This is a genomic window from Thioalkalivibrio sp., from assembly GCF_007692535.1.
In the GTDB taxonomy this organism is placed as follows: Bacteria; Pseudomonadota; Gammaproteobacteria; order Ectothiorhodospirales; family Ectothiorhodospiraceae; genus Thioalkalivibrio.
In genome coordinates this window covers 1-21,821 of sequence record NZ_REBW01000147.1, presented here as the reverse complement: position 1 = coordinate 21,821, position 21,821 = coordinate 1, and the positions used below count along the sequence as shown (strand labels likewise).

General features: G+C 65.7%; 19 protein-coding genes. 11 read left to right on the top strand and 8 right to left on the bottom strand.

What is annotated here, in order from left to right:
- The 4 genes from EA346_RS08115 to EA346_RS08100 form a co-directional block, all read left to right on the top strand.
- A partial coding sequence (locus EA346_RS08115) for a peptide chain release factor 3 (RefSeq protein ID WP_296757382.1) occupies positions 1–1,109 on the top strand: 1,109 nt, incomplete at its 5' end.
- Between the two features lie 92 nt (positions 1,110–1,201).
- Positions 1,202–1,510, top strand: coding sequence for a hypothetical protein (locus tag EA346_RS08110; protein WP_296757380.1), 309 nt, complete (start codon positions 1,202–1,204; stop codon positions 1,508–1,510).
- A gap of 150 nt (positions 1,511–1,660) precedes the next feature.
- On the top strand, positions 1,661–1,819 hold the full coding sequence (locus EA346_RS08105; protein WP_296757379.1) for a hypothetical protein: 159 nt from the start codon (positions 1,661–1,663) through the stop codon (positions 1,817–1,819).
- 374 nt (positions 1,820–2,193) lie between these two features.
- Positions 2,194–2,550 carry a YajD family HNH nuclease gene (locus EA346_RS08100; RefSeq protein ID WP_296751098.1) on the top strand — a complete coding sequence of 119 codons (357 nt, stop codon included), beginning with the start codon at positions 2,194–2,196 and terminating at the stop codon, positions 2,548–2,550.
- 278 nt (positions 2,551–2,828) lie between these two features.
- Here the strand turns inward: EA346_RS08100 and EA346_RS08095 are convergent, their stop codons facing one another.
- Positions 2,829–4,697: an ABC transporter ATP-binding protein/permease gene (locus EA346_RS08095; protein WP_296757378.1), complete on the bottom strand. Its 1,869-nt coding sequence runs from the start codon at positions 4,695–4,697 to the stop codon at positions 2,829–2,831.
- A gap of 148 nt (positions 4,698–4,845) precedes the next feature.
- Between EA346_RS08095 and recQ the strand changes: the two genes are divergently transcribed.
- The 4 genes from recQ to dacB all read left to right on the top strand — a co-directional run bounded on the left by recQ (position 4,846) and on the right by dacB (position 10,389).
- Entirely contained in the window at positions 4,846–6,780 is a 1,935-nt protein-coding gene (gene recQ / locus EA346_RS08090) for a DNA helicase RecQ (RefSeq protein WP_296757376.1), read from the top strand.
- A 33-nt stretch (positions 6,781–6,813) separates the two neighbouring features.
- Positions 6,814–7,545 carry a DUF3581 domain-containing protein gene (locus EA346_RS08085; RefSeq protein ID WP_296757375.1) on the top strand — a complete coding sequence of 244 codons (732 nt, stop codon included), beginning with the start codon at positions 6,814–6,816 and terminating at the stop codon, positions 7,543–7,545.
- 192 nt (positions 7,546–7,737) lie between these two features.
- Positions 7,738–8,766 carry an EAL domain-containing protein gene (locus EA346_RS08080; protein WP_296757373.1) on the top strand — a complete coding sequence of 343 codons (1,029 nt, stop codon included), beginning with the start codon at positions 7,738–7,740 and terminating at the stop codon, positions 8,764–8,766.
- Between the two features lie 216 nt (positions 8,767–8,982).
- Complete coding sequence (gene dacB / locus EA346_RS08075) at positions 8,983–10,389, top strand: D-alanyl-D-alanine carboxypeptidase/D-alanyl-D-alanine-endopeptidase (RefSeq protein ID WP_296757371.1); 1,407 nt, start codon at positions 8,983–8,985, stop codon at positions 10,387–10,389.
- A 13-nt stretch (positions 10,390–10,402) separates the two neighbouring features.
- Here dacB and EA346_RS08070 read toward each other — a convergent pair whose 3' ends face one another.
- Entirely contained in the window at positions 10,403–10,954 is a 552-nt protein-coding gene (locus EA346_RS08070) for a hypothetical protein (protein ID WP_296757369.1), read from the bottom strand.
- Between the two features lie 149 nt (positions 10,955–11,103).
- On the opposite strand from EA346_RS08070, the gene EA346_RS08065 reads away from it, so the two are divergent.
- On the top strand, positions 11,104–11,523 hold the full coding sequence (locus EA346_RS08065) for a DUF1043 family protein (RefSeq protein ID WP_296757367.1): 420 nt from the start codon (positions 11,104–11,106) through the stop codon (positions 11,521–11,523).
- Positions 11,524–11,618: 95 nt separating this feature from the next.
- On the opposite strand, the gene EA346_RS08060 is transcribed toward EA346_RS08065, so the two are convergent.
- The 5 genes from EA346_RS08060 to EA346_RS08040 all read right to left on the bottom strand — a co-directional run bounded on the left by EA346_RS08060 (position 11,619) and on the right by EA346_RS08040 (position 18,759).
- Positions 11,619–14,384, bottom strand: a complete 2,766-nt coding sequence (locus EA346_RS08060; protein ID WP_296757365.1) for a valine--tRNA ligase — start codon at positions 14,382–14,384, stop codon at positions 11,619–11,621.
- Between the two features lie 393 nt (positions 14,385–14,777).
- Entirely contained in the window at positions 14,778–15,959 is a 1,182-nt protein-coding gene (gene purT, locus EA346_RS08055) for a formate-dependent phosphoribosylglycinamide formyltransferase (RefSeq protein WP_296757363.1), read from the bottom strand.
- Positions 15,956–16,687 carry a gamma-glutamyl-gamma-aminobutyrate hydrolase family protein gene (locus EA346_RS08050; RefSeq protein WP_296757361.1) on the bottom strand — a complete coding sequence of 244 codons (732 nt, stop codon included), beginning with the start codon at positions 16,685–16,687 and terminating at the stop codon, positions 15,956–15,958. Before EA346_RS08050 ends, purT begins: the two co-directional genes overlap by 4 nt.
- A gap of 139 nt (positions 16,688–16,826) precedes the next feature.
- Complete coding sequence (locus tag EA346_RS08045) at positions 16,827–17,252, bottom strand: DNA polymerase III subunit chi (protein ID WP_296757359.1); 426 nt, start codon at positions 17,250–17,252, stop codon at positions 16,827–16,829.
- 19 nt (positions 17,253–17,271) lie between these two features.
- Complete coding sequence (locus EA346_RS08040; RefSeq protein ID WP_296757357.1) at positions 17,272–18,759, bottom strand: leucyl aminopeptidase; 1,488 nt, start codon at positions 18,757–18,759, stop codon at positions 17,272–17,274.
- Positions 18,760–18,858: 99 nt separating this feature from the next.
- Here EA346_RS08040 and lptF point away from each other — a divergent pair, with 99 nt between their 5' ends.
- Positions 18,859–19,995 (top strand): LPS export ABC transporter permease LptF, encoded by a 1,137-nt coding sequence (gene lptF / locus EA346_RS08035; protein ID WP_296757355.1) that lies wholly within the window; start codon positions 18,859–18,861, stop codon positions 19,993–19,995.
- Complete coding sequence (gene lptG / locus EA346_RS08030) at positions 19,992–21,059, top strand: LPS export ABC transporter permease LptG (RefSeq protein WP_296757353.1); 1,068 nt, start codon at positions 19,992–19,994, stop codon at positions 21,057–21,059. The genes lptF and lptG overlap by 4 nt, the downstream gene beginning before the upstream one ends.
- Positions 21,060–21,119: 60 nt before the next feature.
- Here lptG and EA346_RS08025 read toward each other — a convergent pair.
- A partial coding sequence (locus EA346_RS08025) for a LysM peptidoglycan-binding domain-containing protein (protein WP_296757351.1) occupies positions 21,120–21,821 on the bottom strand: 702 nt, incomplete at its 5' end.

Sequence of the window (21,821 nt, the reverse complement as noted above, 5' to 3'; positions counted from 1 at the left end):
TCCAGTGCGCGCCGGTGACCTGGCCGATCGGCATGGGCAAGCGCTTCAAGGGCGTGTACCACCTGGCGCGCGACGCCGTGCACATGTATTCGCCGACCCACGGCGGCAAGATCCAGCACGGCGAGGTGATCCAGGGGCTCGACAACCCGCGCCTGGATGAGCTGCTGGGGTCGCAGGCGGCGGAGCTGCGCGAGGAACTGGAGCTGGTGCAGGGCGCCTCGCACGCGTTCGACGCCGAGGCCTATCTGGCCGGCCGGCAGACCCCCGTGTTCTTCGGATCGGCGATCAACAACTTCGGCGTGCAGGAGCTGCTCGACGACTTCGTCGAGCACGCCCCGGCGCCGCTGCCGCGCCCGGCGCGCTCGCGGGTGGTCGATCCGACCGAGCCCGCGTTCACCGGTTTCGTGTTCAAGATCCAGGCGAACATGGACCCGAACCATCGCGACCGCATCGCGTTCCTGCGCATCTGTTCCGGGACCTTCACCAAGGGCGCCAAGCTGCGCCACGTCCGCATTGGGCGGGACGTGAAGATCCCCGATGCCCTGACCTTCATGGCTTCCGACCGCGAGCACGTGGACACCGCCTATCCCGGCGACATCATCGGCATCCACAACCACGGCACCATCCGCATCGGCGACACCTTCACCGAGGGCGAGGATCTGGCCTTCACCGGCATCCCCAATTTCGCGCCCGAGCTGTTCCGCCGTGCGCAACTGCGCGATCCGCTGAAGATGAAGCAGCTTGCCAAGGGGCTGCAGGAGCTCTGCGAGGAAGGCGCCACGCAGCTCTACCGACCGCTGACCAACAACGACCTGATCCTGGGGGCCGTTGGCGTGCTGCAGTTCGATGTGGTGGCCGAGCGGCTCAAGACCGAGTACAAGGTCGACTGCCGCTTCGAGAAGGTGAACGTGCAGACGGCGCGCTGGGTCAGTTCGGACAACGCCAAGCGCTTCGACGAGTTCCGGGACAAGGCGTCGACCAACCTGGCCGTGGATCATGGCGGGGACCTGGTCTACATCGCTCCGACGCGGGTCAACCTGCAGATGGCGATGGAGAAGTGGCCAGAGGTGCAGTTCCATTCAACGCGTGAGCATGGTGTCGAAATTTGACGCCCGGGACTCGCCGGTTCCCCGGTGCCATGGGCCCGCGTCGTCGCCGGGCGTGATGGGGTCGCAATGGTCGGGTCGTGAGGAGGTGGTGCATGAAGCTGAACGCGCGTTTTCCGATGCTTGTCCTGGTCTGGCTGCTGTTCGCGCTGGCGGTACCGGCCTGCAGCATGACTGAGGTGCGGGAACTGCCCGAGCCGCGTTCGGGCGTCGTCACCGATCTGGCGGCCTTCGAGGAATTCATCGCCCTGGCACCGACGCCCGAGGAGTTCCGGCAGGTCTATCCCGACGTCGTGCTGATTCTTCCCGGGGACATCGCCACCCGCGAGTTCCGTACCGACAACAGCCGATTCTTCGCCGACCTCGACGCGCAGGAGCGAATCATCGGCGGTTCCTTCCAGTAGTCGGTTCCAGGCCCTGTTCTGCGTCGTCTATCGCCTCTCCGGCTGCGGGTAACCGTCGGCCCGTCATCCTCCTGTCATCGCGCGGAATGAATATTGCAAAACGTTCTGGCGTGAAGACCGCTGCGTGGACGGCGCGCGAGGAGGTGGGCCATGAAGCGATGCAAGTGGAGGTGGAGGAAGACCCGGATCATCATCGAGGCGACGATCATCGGAGCGACAGTGGCTTTGCTGGTGATCCTGTTCGCCGAAAGCCGGTTTGACCGGCAACAGGACGCGCAGGTGGCCTTCGAGCGTGTTGTCCCATCCTAGTGCCCCGTCACACGTCTAATGGCATGTGACGGGACACGAGTGGGCCCTGCGCAGCCTCGATGACGCACCCGGTTGGTGCAGTGCACCACCGCTTGGCCCCGTCGCGGGGCAGACTGTCGCTGCCTCCCGCCATTCCCATTTTCGCGCACATTGCCTAACCTGATGGCAGGTTAACGTGAAAGTCACAGCCCAGTAGGTCGGGTTAGCGTAGCGTAACCCGACGTGCCGGGGTGCCGGGGACGGCGCTGCATTTTCAGCCTTGGGTGGACACCAGACCCGTCGGGTTACGCCCTTTGGGCTAACCCGACCTACAGGGTGCGGCTTTTCATCGCCGGGGCGTCGCTGCGCCATGAAAGTCAACGTGGAGTCGAACCATGAGTCAGAAAGATCCCAGTCGCCTGGACGCGCTCGTGGCGCGTTCGCAACGCGACAAGGCCGAGCGCGAGAAGGGCTATCGTGAGCGCGCGCTGAAGCTCTATCCGTGGGTGTGTGGGCGCTGTGGCCGCGAATTCGGTGGCGCCAACCTGCGTGAATTGACCGTACACCACCGCGACCACAATCACGACAACAATCCCCTGGACGGCAGCAACTGGGAACTGTTGTGCATCTACTGCCACGATAACGAACACCAGCGCTATGTCGACGCCACGCCAGGCAAGGACAAGACCACCGGCGCGGGTGCGACCCATAACCCCTTTGCCGGTCTCGCCGACCTGCTCAAGCGCGACTGACTTCAGGGGCTCAACGGCGCACCTGATGATCACGAGAGTTCCGCCGGTGGTCAGCTTCGTGTTGTTTCAAGGGGCGCGGATGTAGGAGGCCAGCCCCTGGCCGATGGGTTTCCCCGCGCCCGATCGGCGAGAGGGCTCGCCTCCTACGGGGAAGGCTCATGCGGAGAGTGCGTTGTGCAGGCGCGCTTTGCCTGTTCCTCGGCCGCGAGGGCTCGGCGGGAAAAGAGAGTCGAAATCACTTAAGGTTAAAGAGAGAACATATTTTAATTAGTCGTTTGTCACCTTTTCTTCATGCTCTCTGTGTCCTTCGTGGTGAAATCTTTGCCTTCCAGGTCCAGGTCATCCGCCGGGAGGGAGTTCCTCGAAGCGCTCTCGAGTTGATGCTGCCACAGGCGGCGGTAGGCGCCGTCCCGGGCCAGCAGCGCATCGTGCGTACCCTGTTCGATCACGCGGCCGTGCTCCAGCACCACGATGTTGTCGGCATCCATCACCGTGGAAAGGCGGTGCGCGATCACCAGCGTGGTGCGCCGCGCCGCGACCTCGTTGAGTGCTGCCAGGATCGCTTTTTCGGAACCTGAGTCCAGGGATGAGGTCGCCTCGTCGAAGACCAGGATCGGGGGATCCTTCAGCAGCATGCGGGCGATGGCGATGCGCTGCTTCTCGCCCCCCGAGACCTTCAGCCCGCGTTCGCCGACGACGGTATCCAGTCCCCTGGGCAGGCGCTGGATGAAGTCATCCAGGTGGGCGAGGCGCACGGCTTCCTGGATTTCCTCCGGGCTGGCTTGCGGTCGGCCGTAGGCAATGTTGTAGCCGATACTCTCGTTGAAAAGCACGGTATCCTGAGGCACCACGCCGATCGCCTGGCGCAGGCTCTGCTGCGTGACGTCGCGGATGTCCTGGCCGTCGATGGTGATGCGGCCCTGATCGACGTCATAGAAGCGGAACAGCAGTCGGGCCAGGGTGGACTTGCCGGCGCCGCTGGGGCCCACTACCGCGACCTTGTGTCCGGCCGGTATCTCGAGCGAGACACCCTCCAGAATCGAGCGCTCGGGATGGTAGCTGAAGTGGACATCCTCGAACCGTACCTTGCCGGCAGTGACCTCGATGTCCTTCGCCCCGGGCCGGTCCTTCACCTTGACGGGTTTCTCCAGCAGCCCGAACAGGCGCTCGATGTTGGCCAGGGACTGGCGGATCTCGCGGTAGACGAAGCCAAGGAAGTTCAGCGGGATGAACAGTTGGATCATGTAGGCGTTGACCATGACCAGGTCACCGAGCGTCATGGTCCCGGCGGCGACCTGGCGCGAGGCAAGGATCATCATCACCGTGATCGTGGCGGCGATGATCAGCGCCTGGCCGCTGTTCAGCAGCACCAGCGAGAGCACGTTCTTCATGCGTGCTTGTTCCCAGGAGGCCAGCCCCTTGTCGTAGCTCTCCGCCTCGAAACGCTCGTTGCCGAAGTACTTCACGGTCTCGTAGTTGAGCAGGCTGTCGATGGCGCGGGTGTTCGACTCGTTGTCGCGCAGGTTGGCCTCCCGGACGAAGCGCGTGCGCCACTCGGTGATCACGACCGAGTAGGCCACGTAGACGCCGACCGCCACGAAGATCGTGAACATGAAGATCGGGCCGACGGCGAACAGCAGGATCACCGCCACCATCAGGATCTCCAGCAGGGTGGGCAGGATATTGAAGACCATGAAGCGGAGGAGGAAGCTGATCCCCCGTGTACCCCGCTCGATGTCGCGCGACAGGCCACCGGTCTCGCGCGACAGGTGGAAACCCAGTTCCAGCCGGTGCAGGTGCTGGAAGACCGCGAGCGCGGCCCGGCGCATCGCTCTTTCGGCGACACGCACGAAGACGGCGTCGCGCAGTTCGCCGAAGAAGGTGCTGGAGAAGCGCAGCAGACCGTAGGCAACCAGCAGGGCCAGCGGAACGGTCAGCATGACATCGGGACCCGCGCCCTCGAAATGATCCACGATGTATTTCAGCGCCAGCGGCACCGCGACGTTGGCGAGCTTGGCGAGCCCCATCAGGCCCAGGGCGAGGAACAGGCGGCCGCGAAACTCCGCCAGGTATGGCAGCAGGCTGCGAATGATGCGCCAGTTCAGCGGCCCTTCGGGCGCGTCGACGAGCGAGGCATGCCCACGCATGGCAGAATTCCCGGTTCTGAGAGTAAATGGAGGCCGCTCACTCTAGGCGGGGTGGACGGCGGGGTCCAGTGTGCCCCCAGGCCGCACGTTTTGAGGCCCCGGATCAACGACGACACGAACAACCGCTTCCAGGGACGGGAGAACGACGATGTGGAATCCAGATGAAGAAACCCTACCAACGCCGGATGGCGGCGTGAGCCCGGGGGACGCGTCCGCGCTGCCTTCTGAACCTTCCTCGGCGGCGTCGGGGCCAGCCAGCGACGACCCGCAGCGGATTCTCGCCGAGGTCTTCGGCTATCCGAGTTTCCGCGGGGCGCAGCGCGCGATCATCGACTGCGTGATCGGCGGAGACGATGCCCTGGTGCTGATGCCCACCGGTGGCGGCAAATCGCTGTGCTACCAGATTCCGGCGTTGGCCCGGCCGGGCTGCGGCGTCGTGGTCTCACCGCTGATCGCGTTGATGCAGGACCAGGTGGCGGCACTGCGTCAGAGCGGCGTGCGCGCGGCGGCGCTGAATTCGGCCCAGCCTGCGGCGGACATCCGCGCCACGGAGCGCGCGCTGGCTGCCGGAGAGCTGGATCTGGTTTATATCGCGCCGGAGCGCCTGGTGTTGCCGCGCACCCTCGAACTGCTGGAGCATTGCGTGATCGCCCTGTTCGCGATCGACGAAGCCCACTGCGTCTCGCAGTGGGGACATGACTTCCGGCCCGAGTACATCCAGCTCTCCGTGCTTGCGGAGCGCTTCCCCAACGTACCCCGCCTTGCCCTGACCGCCACCGCCGACGGCCCGACCCGCCGCGAAATCGTCTCCCGCCTGGGACTTTCCGGGGCGCGGCAGTTCATCAGCCGTTTCGACCGGCCAAATATCCGCTACCGCATCGCCCAGTCCGACGCCGGGGGCGGCAGTGCCCGGAACCGCCTGCTGCGCTTCATACAGGACGAGCACCCGGGCGAGGCCGGCATCGTCTACTGCCTCTCGCGCAAGCGCGTCGATGCGATCGCGGACTGGCTGAGCAGCCAGGGGCTGGTGGCGTTGCCCTATCACGCCGGGCTGGCATCGGCTGAGCGCGAACGCAACCAGACCCGTTTCCTGAAGGAGGAGGGGGTCGTCATGGTCGCGACAATCGCCTTTGGCATGGGTATCGACAAGCCGAACGTTCGCTTCGTCGCGCATCTGAACCTGCCCAAGAGTGTCGAGGCCTATTACCAGGAGACCGGCCGCGGGGGACGCGATGGCCTGCCGGCCGACGCCTGGATGCTCTACGGGCTGCAGGACGTGATCACCCTGCGCCAGATGCTGGAGCAGTCGACCGCCGACGACGGGCACAAGCGCGTGGAGCGGCACAAGCTGGAGGCGATGCTCGGTCTGTGTGAACTCACTACCTGCCGACGCCAGGCACTGCTCGCCTATTTCGATGACGAACTCCCCGATCCCTGCGGCAACTGCGATACCTGCCTGGACCCGCCCGCCACCTGGGACGCGACGGTGCCGGCCCAGAAGGCACTCTCCTGCGTCTATCGCACCGGGGAGCGGTTCGGCGTGAACCACTTGGTCGATGTGCTGCGGGGCCGGGACAATGAGCGCATCCGGGGCTTCGGCCATCATCAGTTGAGCACCTTCGGCATCGGCGCGGACATCGAGACCAACGAGTGGCGGGGGATCTTCCGGCAACTGATCGCCCGCGGCCTGCTGCGGGTGGATGTCGAAGGTTACGGCGGCCTGAAGCTGGACGCGTCCAGCCGCCCGCTGCTGCGGGGCGAGGCCACGGTTCACCTGCGCCGGGAGGCCAAGCCCGTGCGGCCCGCCCGCAGGCCCTCGAGCCATACCCGGATCGCTGCTGAGGACTTCGATATCGCCGACCAGGCGCTCTGGGAGGCCTTGCGGGCCTGCCGCAGGCGACTGGCCGATGCCCAGGGGGTGCCGCCCTATGTGATCTTTCACGATGCCACCTTGAGCGAGATGGTGCAGCTCGCCCCGACCACGCTGGAGCAGATGGCTGCCGTATCGGGGGTGGGGGTGGCGAAGCTGGAGCGCTACGGGGATGAATTCCTAGCGGTCATCCGTCTTCAGTTGGATATATAGTGCATCCGTCATGACAGCATCCGGGGACGTCCAGTGAACGAAAACAGCTTCTTGCAAGGCTTCCACGACCTGCGAGACGGGCACGTCCTGATCACGCCGGAGCAGGCTAGCCGGTTCGCCAAGGAGGTCGCGGGTGATTTCAATCCGATCCACGATCCCGATTCCCGGCGCTTCTGCGTTCCCGGTGACCTGCTGTTCGCGCTGGTCCTCGCCCGCTACGGCGTGAGTGCCATCATGCGCTGCCGCTTCGTTGGCATGGTCGGGGAAGGGGTGCCACTGATCTTTCCGGAAAATCCCGGTTCCCGCTTCATGATCAGCGACACGCAGGGCAGGAATTACCTCGAGGTCGAGCGCGAGGGTCCGGTCGTCACCGACCCCTACACCATCGAGGCCCTGACCCGCAGTTACGTCGCCTTTTCGGGCCAGAACTTCCCGCACGTACTGGTGCCGTTGATGGAACAGCATGCCGTTATGGTCAATCCCGCCCGACCGCTGGTGATCTACGAGCGGATGTCCTTGGAGGTGCTGACTCCGGTAGGCAGTCTGACCGAAACCGTCGAGCCGACCCTCGGCGGCACCGAGATGAAGGTGGACGGCAAGCGCGGCGATGTGCGTCTCGACTATGCCCTGTGTGTCGAGGGTGAACCCTTTGCCTCCGGCAGCAAACACCTCGTGCTCAGTGGATTGCGACCCTATGACGCTGCGGTGATGAGCGCTATGGTCGAGGAGTATGCTGGCTGGAAGGATGCCTACCGGGCGGCTTGAGGACCCGGTTCGGCGTCCCCGCGGCGCCTGCTCCTGATTGCACTGAAGCGGTGCAGCGGGTCCGTCGGTGGCGGGCGCCCGATGCACCACGATGGCGCGCGCTCGAAAGGAACCCCTCTGTCTGCGTGGCTTTGCGGTTGGTCCGCAACTTGCAGTCATGCCTGCAGGGTCGGAAGCCAAGGATGTTGATCCATGCTGGTAGTGCGTTTGTGTGGCGATACCGTGCCCAAGAGCTGGAACCGCTGGGGCCGTCCCCTGAACCGGGAGTCGCACAGGATCTGGGCCTTCCCGCTGCCGCCGATGATGGATCTCGCCGAGCTGGTCGAAGCGCTGGTGGTGGAAACGCCGCCGGAGTTCCTGTCGGACTGTCTCGCGGTCTGGGTCAACCCGGACTTTGACGGCCGCCTGTCACTTTCCGTTCTCGACGAACTGGAATCTCTCAGCGTTCTGCACACCCGCCTGCATGAACCGTGGATCATGGGCGAACTCGGGCACATGCTCACGCCGTGCTTCCAGGCCATCGTGCAGCTGCAGGACCCCGAAGAATTACTCGGTTACCAGATGCCGTGCCGGCTGGAACACCCGGAGCGCGGCCCGGTCCCTGCAAAGGATCTCTTCCGCATCGCCCGTCATGCGCGGCGTCTCGAAGCTGTCGAACAGGCATGCCAGATCAGTGCGCTGGTCCGAAAATCGGAATCACTGCCGAAGGGTGTGCCGGCCTTTATCAGCGTCCTCCCGCATTCGCTGTTGCGGCAGGATCTGCACCGCCACCCTTCCTATACCTGCCTGGAACGTTTGGGTCTCGATCCCGCGGACATCGTGATCGAGGTCCGGCAGCAGGGGCCGCTGGGGGACATCGACAGCCTCGTCAATAGTTGCGGTACGCTCCGCAGCATGGGTTTTCGCATCGCCCTGGCCGAGGTCGGTGCCGGGCTCGGCCAGGTGGGATTGATGGCAGGCCTGGAACCCGATTTCGTCCGGCTCGATACCGGACTCATTCGCGAGGCGCAGGTTTCGGTTACCGGGGCCTTGCTGCTCCAGGGGCTGGTGGGTACTGCGCGCAATCTGGGCGCGGCTACCGTGGCCGATGGCCTCCGTACCCTGGAGGACCTGCGTCTGTGCAGGGATCTGGCCGTGGATTATGGGCAGGGCGAACTGGTCGGTCCTTGCGCGACGGTCCCGACAGCCCCGGTCCCGCTGCCCGCTACCGCACCTCGCTAAGTGGGCCATACGGGGAAGTTCGGTAACGATGGAGCACAGCCGGACGCGATCCGATTCCGAACGTTCCGCATGACCCATCAGGCGGCCCGATTTCTCGAATTCGGCTTGCCAATCGGGCAGTCCGCTGCGCAACATGGCGGCTTCACCATCACGGTTCAGGGTTGTGGGTCGATGTCGATGCTGTCATTGAGGAAGGCGGGGCTTTCGATTGGGGTGATGCTTTGGATCCTCCTGTCCGCGGGTCCGGTGACAGCTTCATTCGTTCTGCTCCCGGAGACGCTGCAGGCGGCCATTCGCGCCGAGAATCTCCCGGCGGATGCCGTGGGGTTGTGGGTGCAGCGGGTGGGCGATCCGGCGCCGCTAGTGCGGCTGAACCCGCGCAGGTCCTTCAACCCGGCCTCGACGATCAAGCTGGCGACCACACTGGCCGCGCTGTCCGAACTGGGTCCCAGCCACACCTGGCCCACCACGGTCTACGCTACGGCTCCGGTGCGCGATGGCGTGCTCAAGGGTGACCTGGTGCTGCGCGGTACCGGTGATCCAGGGATGGTCAGCGAGGAGCACTGGCGCATGCTCGGGGCGCTGCGCCGCACCGGTCTGCGACGCATCGAGGGCAACGTGTATCTCGATACCAGCCACTTTCACCTCCCACTGGAAGATCCTGGCGCCTTCGACGGCCAACCCCTGCGTGCCTACAACCAGCCGCCGCATGCGCTGCACGTGAACGCCAATGCGCTGCGCTTTCACGTACTGCCGGATCCGGACGGCCGGAGCATCCGGATCGAGTCGGATCCGCCGCTCCCGGGCCTGAAGATCGTCAACGAGTTGCGTGGGGTCCAGGGTGGTTGCGGCGGCTGGCTGCGGGGCATCCGTTACGAGGTCGACAACGGCAGTGCCCCACCGCGGGTGGTCTTCTCCGGCGACTACCCTGTCAACTGTGGCGCCTACGAACTGCTGCGTACCGCGATCGCGCCGGAATCCTACAACCGCGAGCTCTTTCGACTGCACTGGGGGCAGTGGGGCGGGGAGCTTCAGGGCGACGTCCGCTATGGGGTACTCCGATCCCTGAATGACCCGCCGTTGCTGGTGCACCAATCCCGGCCCCTCGGTGACATCATCCGGGTGGCGAACAAGTGGAGTTCGAACGTGGTGACTCGGCATCTGGCGCTGACGCTGGGTGCGGAGCGCATGGGTCCGCCGGCCACCGTCGAGAAGTCCCGTGAGGCGATCTACGAGGTACTGGCAGGTCTCGGGGTCGATGTCGGCGGGATGATCGTGGACAACGGCTCCGGACTCAGCCGGCATGCCCGCATGACGCCCGAGCAGTTGGCTCAGGTGCTGCAGGCCGGGTGGGAAAGCCCTTGGCGTCCCGAGTTCGTGTCCTCTCTGGCCATTGCGGGTCTCGACGGCACACTGCGCCGGCGCTTCAGCAACGGGCCGGAGACGGGGCGTATGCACCTGAAGACGGGCCACCTCAATCAGGTGTCGGCCGTGGCGGGCTATGTCCGCAACCGCAGTAACGAGGACGTGATGGTGGTGCTGCTCGTCAATCACCCCACCGCCCACCAGGGAGCCGGCACCAACCTGCAGGCGGCCGTGCTGCGCTGGGTCCACGATCTGTAAGTAAATCGTCTCCTCAGTGTCGCTCGAGCTTGCCGAGTTCACCTAGCAGCGACAGCACCAGTGATTCGCCCTGGGCGCCCATCCCCTTGCACAGTCTTGTGGGGTCCCGTTCGCCATCGACGAGCCGCTTGGTGATGCCTCCAAGGCGGGCCATGTCGCCGCCTGCCCGGGTCATCTGTTCGGCCATCTGCGACAGCCAATGCAGCGCCTGCGCATCGCCCCGGCCTGCCGCGTGGATCATCTGGGCGAGTCCTGGCGCGGCTTGCGTGGGGTCGGCGGCCGCCTCCGGGTCGGGTAGGGTGGCGGGGTTCTGGATGCCTGACAGGATCGCGGTGAGGATCACCGTGTCTTCCTCGTCCAGACCGCGCAGCAGGGATGTGTCCCGCGCGCCATCGAGCACGCGGCGGATGCGCGGAACGAGTTCGGTCCAACCCTGCTGCTCGGCCTGGGTCAGCACAGGATCCAGTTCGGCACGGGCGCTGGCGTTCTGGGCGGCCTGCACGACCAGCCGGATCAGCCCGGCATGGGCGAGGCGTATCTGTTGATCGCGGGGGGAAAGTGTCATGGCGCTGTCTGGGTCATCGGCATGTATGCGGCCCCGACGATAGCGCAGATTGCCGGTTGGGGCGAGGCAGGGATTGCTTCGTGGCTGTGCGTTCCCGCCCGGGCTCGGGCACAATAAGGGCCTGGGGACATGCGCTGAGGAACGAATCGGTGGAAGAGCAGATGACGATGGGTCTCTGGTTGCTCATGATCTTGCTGGCGGTCGTGCTGGCGGGCCTGCTGGGGTTCTGGATCGGGCGCACCACGAGCCACGAGCGACGCTTGATTCGTGAGCTGGAGGCCGAACTCGACAACCGCATGCAGGAGCTCAACCGTTATCGGAGCGCCGTGAATCAGCACTTCGACCGTACCGCGACGCTGTTCGCCGGCATGGCGGGAGCCTATCGTGACCTTTACCATCACCTTGCCGAAAGTTGCGAGGAACTTGCCGACAAACCCACCCGGGAGCGCCTCGAAGATCGCGCCGGGCGTTTGCTGGCCAACGTTCCCGTACGCGAAAACCGCGAAGGCAAGCCCGGAATGGCGGGCAGCGAGCGCGAGATCGACGTGAAGCCCCCGCGGCCCGATTGACCCGCGATTAACGTAGAAGCGGCGTCCGGCCGCGGTGGGCCTTCTGCCCGCAGCCCCACGGCGCGCGTCGTGCCCGATCGCTGCGGGAGGCGGCCCTACATGCGCCTGATGCGGTCGAGCTGGGCGTTCAGATCGGCACGCGCCGTGCGCATCTCGGCGACCCGGGTGCGTTCCTTCATCACCACCTCCTCCGGCGCGCGGGCGACGAAACTTGCGTTGCTGAGCCGTGCCTCGCTCTGCTCGAGGTTCCTGTCCAGTTTGCCGATCTCCTTATCCAGACGCGCGATCTCTGCGTCCTTGTCGATCAGTCCGGCCAGCGGGATCAGCAGGCGCATCTCGCCGACCAGTGACAGGGCCGATTCCGGAGCCTCCTCGTCGGCGTTGAGCCAGGTCACCGACTCGGGTCTGGCCAGGAAGTCGAGCAGGGCGCGATGCTCCAGATACCGGGACTGGTCGATCTCCGACCAGTTCTGGATCAGCACCGGCACTGGTTTGCCGGGTGCAATGTCCATTTCGGCACGGATCCGGCGCAGCCCGGTAATGAACCCGCGCACCCAATCCAGTTCCTTCACGGCATTGCGGTCGGCCGGAAACGCGTCGGCGTCGACCCAGGGTCGCTCGACCAGGAACCGCGCCTCGATTCCGGCCGGCGCCTTCACATCGTTCCAGATCGCCTCGGTGATGAAAGGCATCATCGGGTGCAGCAGGCGCAGCAGCGCCTCGAGCACCTGCACAAGCGTGTGTCGGGTTGCGCGCTTCGCCGCGCCGTCGGCGTCGCCGTTCAGCACCGGCTTGGTCAGTTCCAGGTACCAGTCGCAGTAGTCGTGCCAGGTGAAGTCGTACAGCGCCTGGGCGGCGAGATCGAATCGGTAGGCATCGTAGTGTGCGGTCACGGTCGCGGCGGTGGCGCGCAACCGGTCCTGGATCCAGCGGTCGGCCAGCGTGGGCAGGCGCAGCTCCTCGCCGAGGCCGGTGTCCTGACCCTCGACATTCATCAGTACGAAGCGCGCGGCGTTCCAGAGCTTGTTGCAGAAGTTGCGATAGCCCTCGATGCGGCCGAGGTCGAACTTGATGTCGCGTCCGGTGGTCGCCAGTGCTGACAGCGTGAAGCGCAGCGCGTCAGTGCCGAAGGCAGGAATGCCCTCGGGGAACTGGCCACGCGTGGCCTTGGCGATCTTCTTCGCCATCTGCGGCTGCATCAGGCCGGTGGTGCGCTTCTCCAGCAGGGCGTCCAGCGTGATGCCGTCGATCAGGTCGATCGGGTCCAGCACGTTGCCCTTGGACTTGGACATCTTCTGGCCCTCCGCATCGCGAATCAGGCCCGTGATGTAGATCTCGCGGAAGGGCACGTCGTCCATGAATTTCAGGCCCATCATGATCATCCGGGCGACCCAGAAGAAGATGATGTCGAAGCCGGTGACCAGCACGCTGGTCGGGTAGAAGCGCCGCAGTTCCGGCGTCTCCTCCGGCCAGCCCAGCGTCGAGAATGGCCACAGCGCGGAGCTGAACCAGGTGTCGAGCACGTCCTCGTCCTGGCGCAGCACGACCTGCGGCCACAGCCCGTGACGCTCGCGCACCTCGGCCTCAGAGCGGCCGACGTAGATGTTGCCCTCGTCGTCGTACCAGGCCGGAATGCGATGGCCCCACCAGATCTGGCGCGAGATGCACCAGTCCTCGATATTGCGCATCCACTCGAAATAGGTCTTCGACCAGTTCTCCGGCACGAAGCGGATGCGTCCGTCCTCGACCGCTCGCATTGCCGGCTCGGCCAGCGGGCCGACCTTCACGTACCACTGGTCGGTCAGGTAGGGCTCGATCACCGCTCCGCTGCGGTCACCGCGCGGGACCATCAGCTTGTGATCGGCAATCCTGTCGACGAGCTCCAGCGCGTCGAGGTCGGCGACAATGCGCCTGCGCGCCTCGAAGCGGTCCAGTCCCTGGTAGGCCTCGGGCGCGTTCTCGTTCAGCCGGGCGTCGATGGTGAAGATGTTGATCAGGGGCAGGTCATGCCGGGCGCCTACGGCGTTGTCGTTGAAGTCGTGCGCGGGGGTGATCTTCACGCAGCCGGTGCCGAACTCGGGGTCGACGTAGTCGTCGGCGATCACCGGGATGCTGCGGCCGGTCAGCGGCAGTTCGACCTGCTGCCCGATCAGGTGCCGATAACGTTCGTCGTCGGGGTGGACCGCGACGGCGGTGTCGCCGAGCATGGTCTCGGGCCGGGTCGTCGCCACCACCAGATGCCCGGAGCCGTCGGCCAGCGGGTAGCGGAAGTGCCAGAGCGAGCCCTGTTCCTCCTCGGACAGCACCTCGAGATCGGAGACCGCGGTGTGCAGCACCGGGTCCCAGTTGACCAGCCGCTTGCCGCGGTAGATCAGGCCTTCCTCGTGCAGGCGGACGAAGACCTCGGTGACCGCGTCCGACAGCCCCGCGTCCATCGTGAAACGCTCGCGCGACCAGTCGATGGAGTTGCCGAGCCGGCGCATCTGGCTGGAGATCGATCCGCCGGAATGCTCTTTCCACTCCCAGACGGCCTTGAGGAAATCCTCGCGTCCGAGGTCGTGGCGATTCCTGCCCTCCGCCGCGAGGCGGCGCTCCACGACCATCTGGGTGGCGATGCCGGCATGGTCGGTGCCGCCCTGCCAGAGTGTCGCGTCGCCGCGCATGCGTCGGTGGCGGATCAGCGCGTCCATCAGCGTGTGTTGAAAGGCGTGCCCCATGTGCAGCGTGCCGGTGACGTTCGGCGGCGGCAGCAGGATGCAGTAGGGCGGGGCATCTTCGTCACGGTCCGCGAAGCAACCGCTTTCCTCCCACTGCCGGTACAGGGCCTGCTCGATCGCGCGGGGGTCGAAACTCTTGTCCATGACGGGCCGGGGGCTTGGAATCAGCCGCGCATTATAGCGGCTGCGGGGAGCGGGCGTGGGGGGGAGTCAATGCGGGTACGCCGGTTGTGGATTGCCGTGCGGCGAAGACCCTCGTTCGATTAGGCCTTTTGGGAGCCTGGTGCATCGGCGTTTCCCCGTCCGTTCCGGAAAAAAGATTTCAAAGATATACGTCGGGAGGTTGAAAAAATTAAAACTAACGTCTATATTTCATTACAGGTGGTTGCAAGTGGCAGGTCAATCTCCTCCAGGTGGTGAGTCCTCTTCGCCCCGGTTCTCCCGGGGCTTTCTTTTGTTGGTGGGCCTGAACGCCAGTGGTGATGTTCCTCGATGCCTCCGGCTTTCCAACAGGCAACCCGGCCTGGCCCACTCGGGCTAGAGGACGATCCGTACTGCAGTCGCAACCCGCCGGGCCTTCTCCCGCGCCTGGTCGAGCGTATCGCCGCGGGCAAGTGCGACGCCGACGCGGCGTCGGCCACTGACCTCGGGTTTGCCGAATAACCGGAGCCCGGTATCGGGTTCCTGAAGCGCGCGCTCCACCCCGTCGAAGCGGACGTCGCGCGAGTGGCCTTCGGCGAGCAGCGCGACCGAGGCGGAGGGACCGAGGCTGCGGATCTCCGGAACCGGCAGGTCGAGGATCGCGCGCGCATGCAATGCGAACTCCGAGAGTTCCTGCGAGATCAGGGTCACCATCCCGGTGTCGTGCGGGCGCGGGGAGACCTCGCTGAACCAGACATCGTCACCGCGCACGAAAAGCTCCACGCCGAAGATGCCGTGTCCGCCCAGGTTGTCGGTGACCGCGCGGGCGATCTGCTGCGCGCGCTGGAGCGCGGCCTCGGTCATGGGGTGCGGTTGCCAGGACTCGCGGTAGTCGCCATCCACCTGCAGGTGACCGATCGGCGCGCAGAAACTCGTTTGATTGCCGTGTCTCAGCGTCAGCAGCGTGATCTCGTAGTCGAACGCGATGAAGCCCTCGACGATCACCCGCCCGGACCCGGTGCGGCCGCCCTGCTGGGAATGGCTCCAGGCGGACGGGATCTCCTCCGGCTGTCGCACCAGGCTCTGGCCCTTGCCGGATGAACTCATCACCGGTTTGACCACACAGGGCAGCCCGATCTCTGCCACTGCTTCGAGATAGCCCGCCTCGTCGTCGGCAAAGCGAAAGGGCGAGGTCGGCAGCCCCAGTTCCTCGGCAGCCAGGCGGCGGATGCCCTCTCGGTTCATCGTCAGGTGTGCGGCGCGCGCGGTGGGGATGACCCGCCGGCCCTGGCGCTCCAGTTCCAGCAGTGTCGCGGTCGCGATCGCCTCGATCTCAGGCACGATCAGCGCCGGGTTCTCGCGTGCCACCAGCGCCGACAGGGCATCGCCATCGAGCATGTTGACCACGTGGCTGCGGTGTGCCACCTGCATCGCGGGCGCGCCGGCATACCGGTCCACCGCGATCACCTCGATCCCGAAGCGCTGCGCTTCGATGGCGACCTCCTTACCGAGTTCGCCCGAGCCAAGCAGCATCAGTCGTGTGGCGCCTGGGGCGCCCGGGGATCCTAACGTCATCAAAGAAGGCCTGTACGGTGTGGGGGCTGCGATGATAGCGGATCGCCGGCCCGAACCCCGAGGAAGGTGTCGAGCAGCGTAAAGAGCGCGGCGTGCATCTGGGGGTAGGCGGTGCGCTCGGCGCGCAGGCGGGCGGCGTCCTGCATCCAGCGGCCCGGGATCAGGTAGCCCGCGTCGTGGGTGCAGCAGGCGTCCACCCATTGTGGCGTGGCCTCCAGGTGGCATTGCAGGCCGAGGCCCAGGCCGTCGCCGGTAACGAAGACCTGGTTGCGGCAGGCATCGCTCTCGGCCAGCAGGGTCGCGCCTTCGGGCAGGCTGAAGGTGTCGCCGTGCCAGTGGCAGACGGTCTGCGTCGCCGGTAGCGGCAGGGCGTTATCCACCCGCCGGAGGTGCCAGAAGCCGACCTCGCGCTCACCGTTCGGGAAGACCGCCGCGCCCAGCGCCCGGGCCAGTTGCTGGGCCCCGAGGCAGATCCCGATCACCGGCCTTCCCGCCGCGAGGGCCGCGCGGATCAGCGCGCGTTCGGGTTCCAGCCAGGGATGGACGTCGCCATCGTCCACGCTCATCCCGCCACCCAGCACGACCAGGCAGTCGAAATCATCGGGGGCTGGCAGAGCCGGATCTGCGTACAGCAGGTACGTCGTTATATCGTGCCCGCGCGCGGCGGCCCAGTCGGCGAGTGCGGCGGGTCCCTCGTGTGCTGCGTGTTGCAGGATGGCGATACGCATCATGTTTTTCGGTTGACCTGGTGTCGAAACAGCCTGCGCTGACGGTAGCCGCCAGTTCGTGGTCCCGCCGACCCCGGACGCACCACGGTACCTTCGGTTCCCCGCGGTGACCGATTCTGCCAGCCACAGGCATCCGGCCGGGTCAGTCGCCGATTGCGTGGTGCTCCAGCGGGTACCCGCGTTCCTTGAAGAAGCGGTAGCGCTCACGTCCCAGGGCCCTGGAAGCCTCGTCACCGCCGACCACGTCCGCGATCCGTTCAAAGCGTCCGAAGTACTCGGGAATTTCCGGCGCCAGGTTGATCAGCACATCGCAGCGGTCCGCCGGCGAGGCCGCCTCGTGCAGGGTGATCGGGCTTTCCGGGTCATCGACGTCCGTACCATGGGGCAGAAAGGCGGTGTCCTCGAATGTCCAGAGCAGGCGGTCCATCTCCCGCGTGGCCTCCGCATCCGGCGTGTGGATATGCACGCGCTGGCCCATGCCGTGCGCCTTGCGCGCCAGTCGGCAGGCAAAGCGCTGGCGGGCGCGGTCTTCCGCCGCCGCCAGCAGGTAGAAGGTGACCCTGGTCATGCCGGTAGCCGCGCCGGGATCAGCGTGCGACCTGGTCGAGCAGGTAACGCATCAACAGCGGGACGGGCCGGCCAGTGGCACCCTTTTCCTTGCCGCTCTTCCAGGCGACCCCGGCGATGTCCAGATGTGCCCAGGGGTATTCCTCCGCGAAGCGGGACAGGAAGCACGCGGCGGTGATCGTGCCCGCCGGGCGGCCACCGATGTTGGCCATGTCGGCGAAGTTGCTCTTCAGTTGTTCCTGGTACTCCTCCCACAGCGGCAGCTCCCAGGTGCGGTCATGGCTGGCGATCCCTGCGGTCTTCAGCGCGTCCACGAGTTCCTCGTTGTTGCCGAGTACCGCACTGGTCTGGTGGCCCAGCGCAACGATGCAGGCGCCGGTCAGGGTCGCGATATCGATGACGGCCTTCGGCTTGAAGCGCTCGACCCAGGTCAGAGCGTCGCATAGAACCAGGCGTCCCTCGGCGTCGGTGTTCAGGATCTCGACCGTCTGACCGGACATCGTGGTGATAATGTCGCCCGGGCGACAGGCCCTTCCGTCGGGCATGTTTTCCGCGCTGGTGACCACGCCGATCACGTTCAGGGGCAGCTTGAGTTCCGCGACCGCCTTCATCACGCCAAGCACGGTGGCGGCACCGCACATGTCGTATTTCATCTCGTCCATCGCCTCGCCCGGCTTCAGCGAAATCCCGCCGGTGTCGAAGGTGATGCCCTTGCCCACCAGTACGATGGGCGCGTCGTCCTTGCCCGCACCGCTGTACTCCAGCGCGATCAGGCGAGGGGGACGCTCGGAGCCCTGTCCGACCGCGAGGATCGCGCCGGCCCCCAGCTTCTTCAGTTCCTTTTCGTCCAGTACGGTGGCCTTCAGTTTCTTGTGCTTGCGGGCCAGTTCCCGCGCGTCTTCGGCCAGTGCCTCCGGGTAGATCACGTTCGGAGGCGCGTTGCCCAGATCGCGGGTGTGCTGCGCCCCGGCAAGGATGGCCTCGGCCTCCGCGCAGGCTCGTTCGGCCTCCGCTTCCTGTTCCTCGGTGACACAGAGAATCACTGTCTTCAGGCGGACCGGCTTGACCTCTTCCTTGCCCTTGTAGGTGGTGAAGCGATAGCCGGCATCGCCGATGGCGCTGACCAACGTGTGCACCAGCCAGCCGATGCTCTGGTCCGGCGGCAGCAGGTCATCCACCGCGATGGCCACGGTATCCGCGGGACGCTCCACCAGCAGTTTCGCCAGCGCCGAGCACGCCTTGCGCACCGATTTCCTCGAGAAATCCTTTCGGGGCCCCAGTCCAACCAGTACGATGCCCGCGGCGCCCTTCGCGGGTGCGGGAATCAGCAGGGTGCTGCCCGCGTCTCCATCTGACTCGCCCGCCTTGATCACCCCTGCAACACGGCCGTCCAGTGCCTGGTCCAGGGCCTCGCCATGGATGCCGAGTTTGCGCTTGTGAAACAACGCCACCGCGCGCAGGCTGGCCTTGGGTTTGTCGATCGGGGACGTCGTGACCGAAAATCGCATCGGGTAACCTCGCGGGACTGGAAGAGACTTGAGCGCTAATCTTAGCAGTGTGCAGAACGAAACGATCAAGGCGGTGCTCGGGACTCCGATCGCCCGGCGATGTTTGAGCGCGGACCCCTGGATCCTGTCCGCGTGATTCGCCCGGGCATCATCGAGCGTTTTCTCGCCCGCGACTTCGTCGTGACGCAGGCGGCGGTGACCGCGGTACTGCTGCTGGTGATCATCGGCGGTGTACTCGGGCGTGGCCTTCGCGATGTCGCCGAGGGCCGCATTCCGCTCGATGTCCTGCCCGCTATGGTGGCCTTCGGATCTTTCAAGGCCCTGATGCTGCTATGGCCGGTGGCGCTTTTTCTCGCCTTCCTGCTGGTGTTGGGTCGCCTGCAACGGGACAGCGAACTGATCGCGATGCAGGCAGGCGGTGTCTCGTTCGCACGTATCTACCGGGCAATCTTCCTGGTGGCGGGGCCCTCGGCGCTGGTCCTGGCGTCCCTGATGTCCTTCGCCGTGCCCCAGATCGAGTCGCTGATCGACCGCTTGCGGGATCAGGCCGACCTGCGTTCCGACCTGGTTGGCATCACGCCGGGCCGCTTCCTGCGCTCGCGCGTGGGCGACCAGGTGTTCTTCGCCGAGCGGTTCAGTCCCGACCGGGAAGCACTGCTGAACGTGTTCATTTACCAGGAACGGGGCCCGCAGGCCGAGGTCACGGTCGCGCGGCGGGCCATCGCCGAGGTGGTGGGTGCGGGCCGTTATCTCGTGCTCGAGGATGGTCACCGTTACGTCGGTATTCCGGGGGAGGGCGCCTTCCAGTTGCTGGATTTCGATCGCCTGCGCATGCAGGTGCCGGACCCGACACTGGTGCAGCCCCGGCGCAGCCTGGACGGGCTGCCGACGGCGGCGCTTTGGGAGCGTCGCGATGACCCCCGCTACCGGGCCGAGCTGGAGTGGCGGCTGGCGTTGCCGGTGTCCGTGCTCATGCTGGCCCTGGTGGCGCTGCCGTTGGGTCTCGCTGCCCCGCGCAGTGGCCGTTACGCGCGTGTTCCGCTCGCGATCATCGTCTACGTGATCTACGCCAATTTCCTGATCATGGGCAAATCATGGCTAGCCGCGGGGCAGCTGCCGCTATGGCTGGGCCTGTGGTGGGTCCACCTGATCCCGCTTGCCGTCTGGCTGGTGCTTTCCTGGCGCAAGTGCATGTGGCCTGCCGTGATGCGTTCACTCACGGGACGGTACGCATGACCACCGTGCTCGGCCGCTACATCATCGCCCATGTGCTGGCCGGTACGGTCCTGGCGCTCCTGCTGCTCGTAACCCTGGACCTCGTCTTCGCAATGATTGGCGAGTTGGGCGATGTCGGTCGCGGCAACTATGGCCTCTGGGAGGCAGTGGTCTACGTTCTGCTGACCCTGCCGCGTCGCATCTACGAAATGGTGCCTACCGCGGCCCTGCTCGGAAGCCTGCTCTGGCTCGGAAACCTGGCGTCGAACAGCGAGCTCACGGCGATGCGCGCAGCCGGCGTGACGCTGGCGCGCCTGGTGTTCTGGATACTGCAGGGCGGGTTGATCGTGGTGCTGGCCATGCTGGCCCTGGGCGAGTTGCTGGCGCCAGGGGCCGAGGCACGCGGCCAGAACCTGAAGACCTTTGCGATCGATGAACGCCTGACCGTCAGCCGGATCGGCCTCTGGGCCCGGGACGGCAACCGCATCGTCCATGCCGATGCGATACTGCCAGGGGATCGGCTGCGCGGGGTGCGGGTCATCGAGATGGATCCCGATGGCGGGGTGGCCTCGATCACCAGGATGAGCCAGGCCGAGTACGAGGACGGCAGGTGGCTGCTCCATGACGTCAACCGCTCGTTCCTTTCGCAGTTCGGGGTGAGAGCGGAGAATCCGCCGAAGGAAACCGTGGGTCGCCTTCTGGCACCGGAATACTTTGCCGTGTTGGTCGTCGAGCCGAGACAGATGGCCGCCCTTGATCTCGCCGCCTATATCGCCTACCTGAAGGCAAACCGCCTGGATTCGGCGGCGTACGAGGTGGCCTTCTGGCAGCGCATCACGATGCCCGCCAGCACTTGGGTGATGCTTCTGCTCGCGGTTCCGTTCCTGTTCGGCCGGCAACGCGAGGGGGGCGCCGGACGCAGGCTGTTCATCGGTTTGATACTGGGTGTCGGTTTCGTGATCTTCATGCGGGTGATGACCCACATGGGACTGGTCTACGATCTGCCGCCTTGGGTCGCTGCCAGCGCCCCCCTGTGGCTATTCCTTTTGATTGCCGTGGTGGCGTTGAGCAGAACCCGCGTCTGACACGCGATACCCTTCCCCGGGAGCATCCCTGGCGCGGACGTGCCGCGCCAGGGGCTTGGGTCAGGGCAGGATCAATGTGGTGCCGGGCCAGACCTGGTCGGGGTTTTCCAGTACGTGCTGGTTGGCCTCGTAGACGCGCGGCCAGGTGTTGGCCTCATTGTAGAAGCGCCCGGACAGACCGCCGAGCGTTTCGCCCGGCCGCACTTCGTAGAGGGTGCCACCCTGGATGCGTGCCACCAGGTCCTGGGCGCGCCGCAACTCTGCCGCGGCTTCGTCGATCGTTTCCTGCAACGCTTCCCGATCCGCGCCCGGGCTGCGCATCGCAAGGTGCGCGGCACGCAATGTCTCGGCATGTTCCGCCGCCGCAGCGCGCGCCGTTTCGAGGTCGAGTGACCCGCCTTCCTCGGGTGGCAGCAACGCCCGCAATTCGCTCAATTCACGTTCCTGCGCTTCACGTTCGTCCCGCATGGCCGCCAGCTCCGCTTGCGTAGCGGCCAAGTCGGACTGCATATTCAAAAGCTGCGCAGCCGTCGCCGCCCGTGCAGCATCCACTTCGGAGGTCCTTGCCCGGGCGGCGGCCAGCGCCTCCTGTGTCGTTTCGAGTTGATCCTGGAGCTCCGCATTGCGGGATTCGAGCGAGTCAATCTGCTCGCCCCTGGCGGCGAGCTCGTCCTGGGCGGTGGCGAGTTGCGTCTGGGCGGTTTCGATCTGGCCTTCGAGCTCGCTGATCTCGGCACCCTTCAGCGCCAGCTGTTCGCCGAG

Excerpts from the sequence above, each read along its gene's own strand:
- recQ (WP_296757376.1), top strand. The coding sequence starts at position 4,846 with ATGTGGAATCCAGATGAAGAAACCCTACCAACGCCGGATGGCGGCGTG.
- lptF (WP_296757355.1), top strand. The coding sequence starts at position 18,859 with ATGTTTGAGCGCGGACCCCTGGATCCTGTCCGCGTGATTCGCCCGGGC.
- EA346_RS08095 (WP_296757378.1), bottom strand. The coding sequence starts at position 4,697 with ATGCGTGGGCATGCCTCGCTCGTCGACGCGCCCGAAGGGCCGCTGAAC.
- EA346_RS08060 (WP_296757365.1), bottom strand. The coding sequence starts at position 14,384 with ATGGACAAGAGTTTCGACCCCCGCGCGATCGAGCAGGCCCTGTACCGG.
- EA346_RS08050 (WP_296757361.1), bottom strand. The coding sequence starts at position 16,687 with ATGATGCGTATCGCCATCCTGCAACACGCAGCACACGAGGGACCCGCC.
- EA346_RS08110 (WP_296757380.1), top strand. The coding sequence starts at position 1,202 with ATGAAGCTGAACGCGCGTTTTCCGATGCTTGTCCTGGTCTGGCTGCTG.
- dacB (WP_296757371.1), top strand. The coding sequence starts at position 8,983 with ATGCTTTGGATCCTCCTGTCCGCGGGTCCGGTGACAGCTTCATTCGTT.
- EA346_RS08080 (WP_296757373.1), top strand. The coding sequence starts at position 7,738 with ATGCTGGTAGTGCGTTTGTGTGGCGATACCGTGCCCAAGAGCTGGAAC.
- EA346_RS08100 (WP_296751098.1), top strand. The coding sequence starts at position 2,194 with ATGAGTCAGAAAGATCCCAGTCGCCTGGACGCGCTCGTGGCGCGTTCG.
- EA346_RS08045 (WP_296757359.1), bottom strand. The coding sequence starts at position 17,252 with ATGACCAGGGTCACCTTCTACCTGCTGGCGGCGGCGGAAGACCGCGCC.
- lptG (WP_296757353.1), top strand. The coding sequence starts at position 19,992 with ATGACCACCGTGCTCGGCCGCTACATCATCGCCCATGTGCTGGCCGGT.
- EA346_RS08105 (WP_296757379.1), top strand. The coding sequence starts at position 1,661 with ATGAAGCGATGCAAGTGGAGGTGGAGGAAGACCCGGATCATCATCGAG.
- EA346_RS08040 (WP_296757357.1), bottom strand. The coding sequence starts at position 18,759 with ATGCGATTTTCGGTCACGACGTCCCCGATCGACAAACCCAAGGCCAGC.
- EA346_RS08070 (WP_296757369.1), bottom strand. The coding sequence starts at position 10,954 with ATGACACTTTCCCCCCGCGATCAACAGATACGCCTCGCCCATGCCGGG.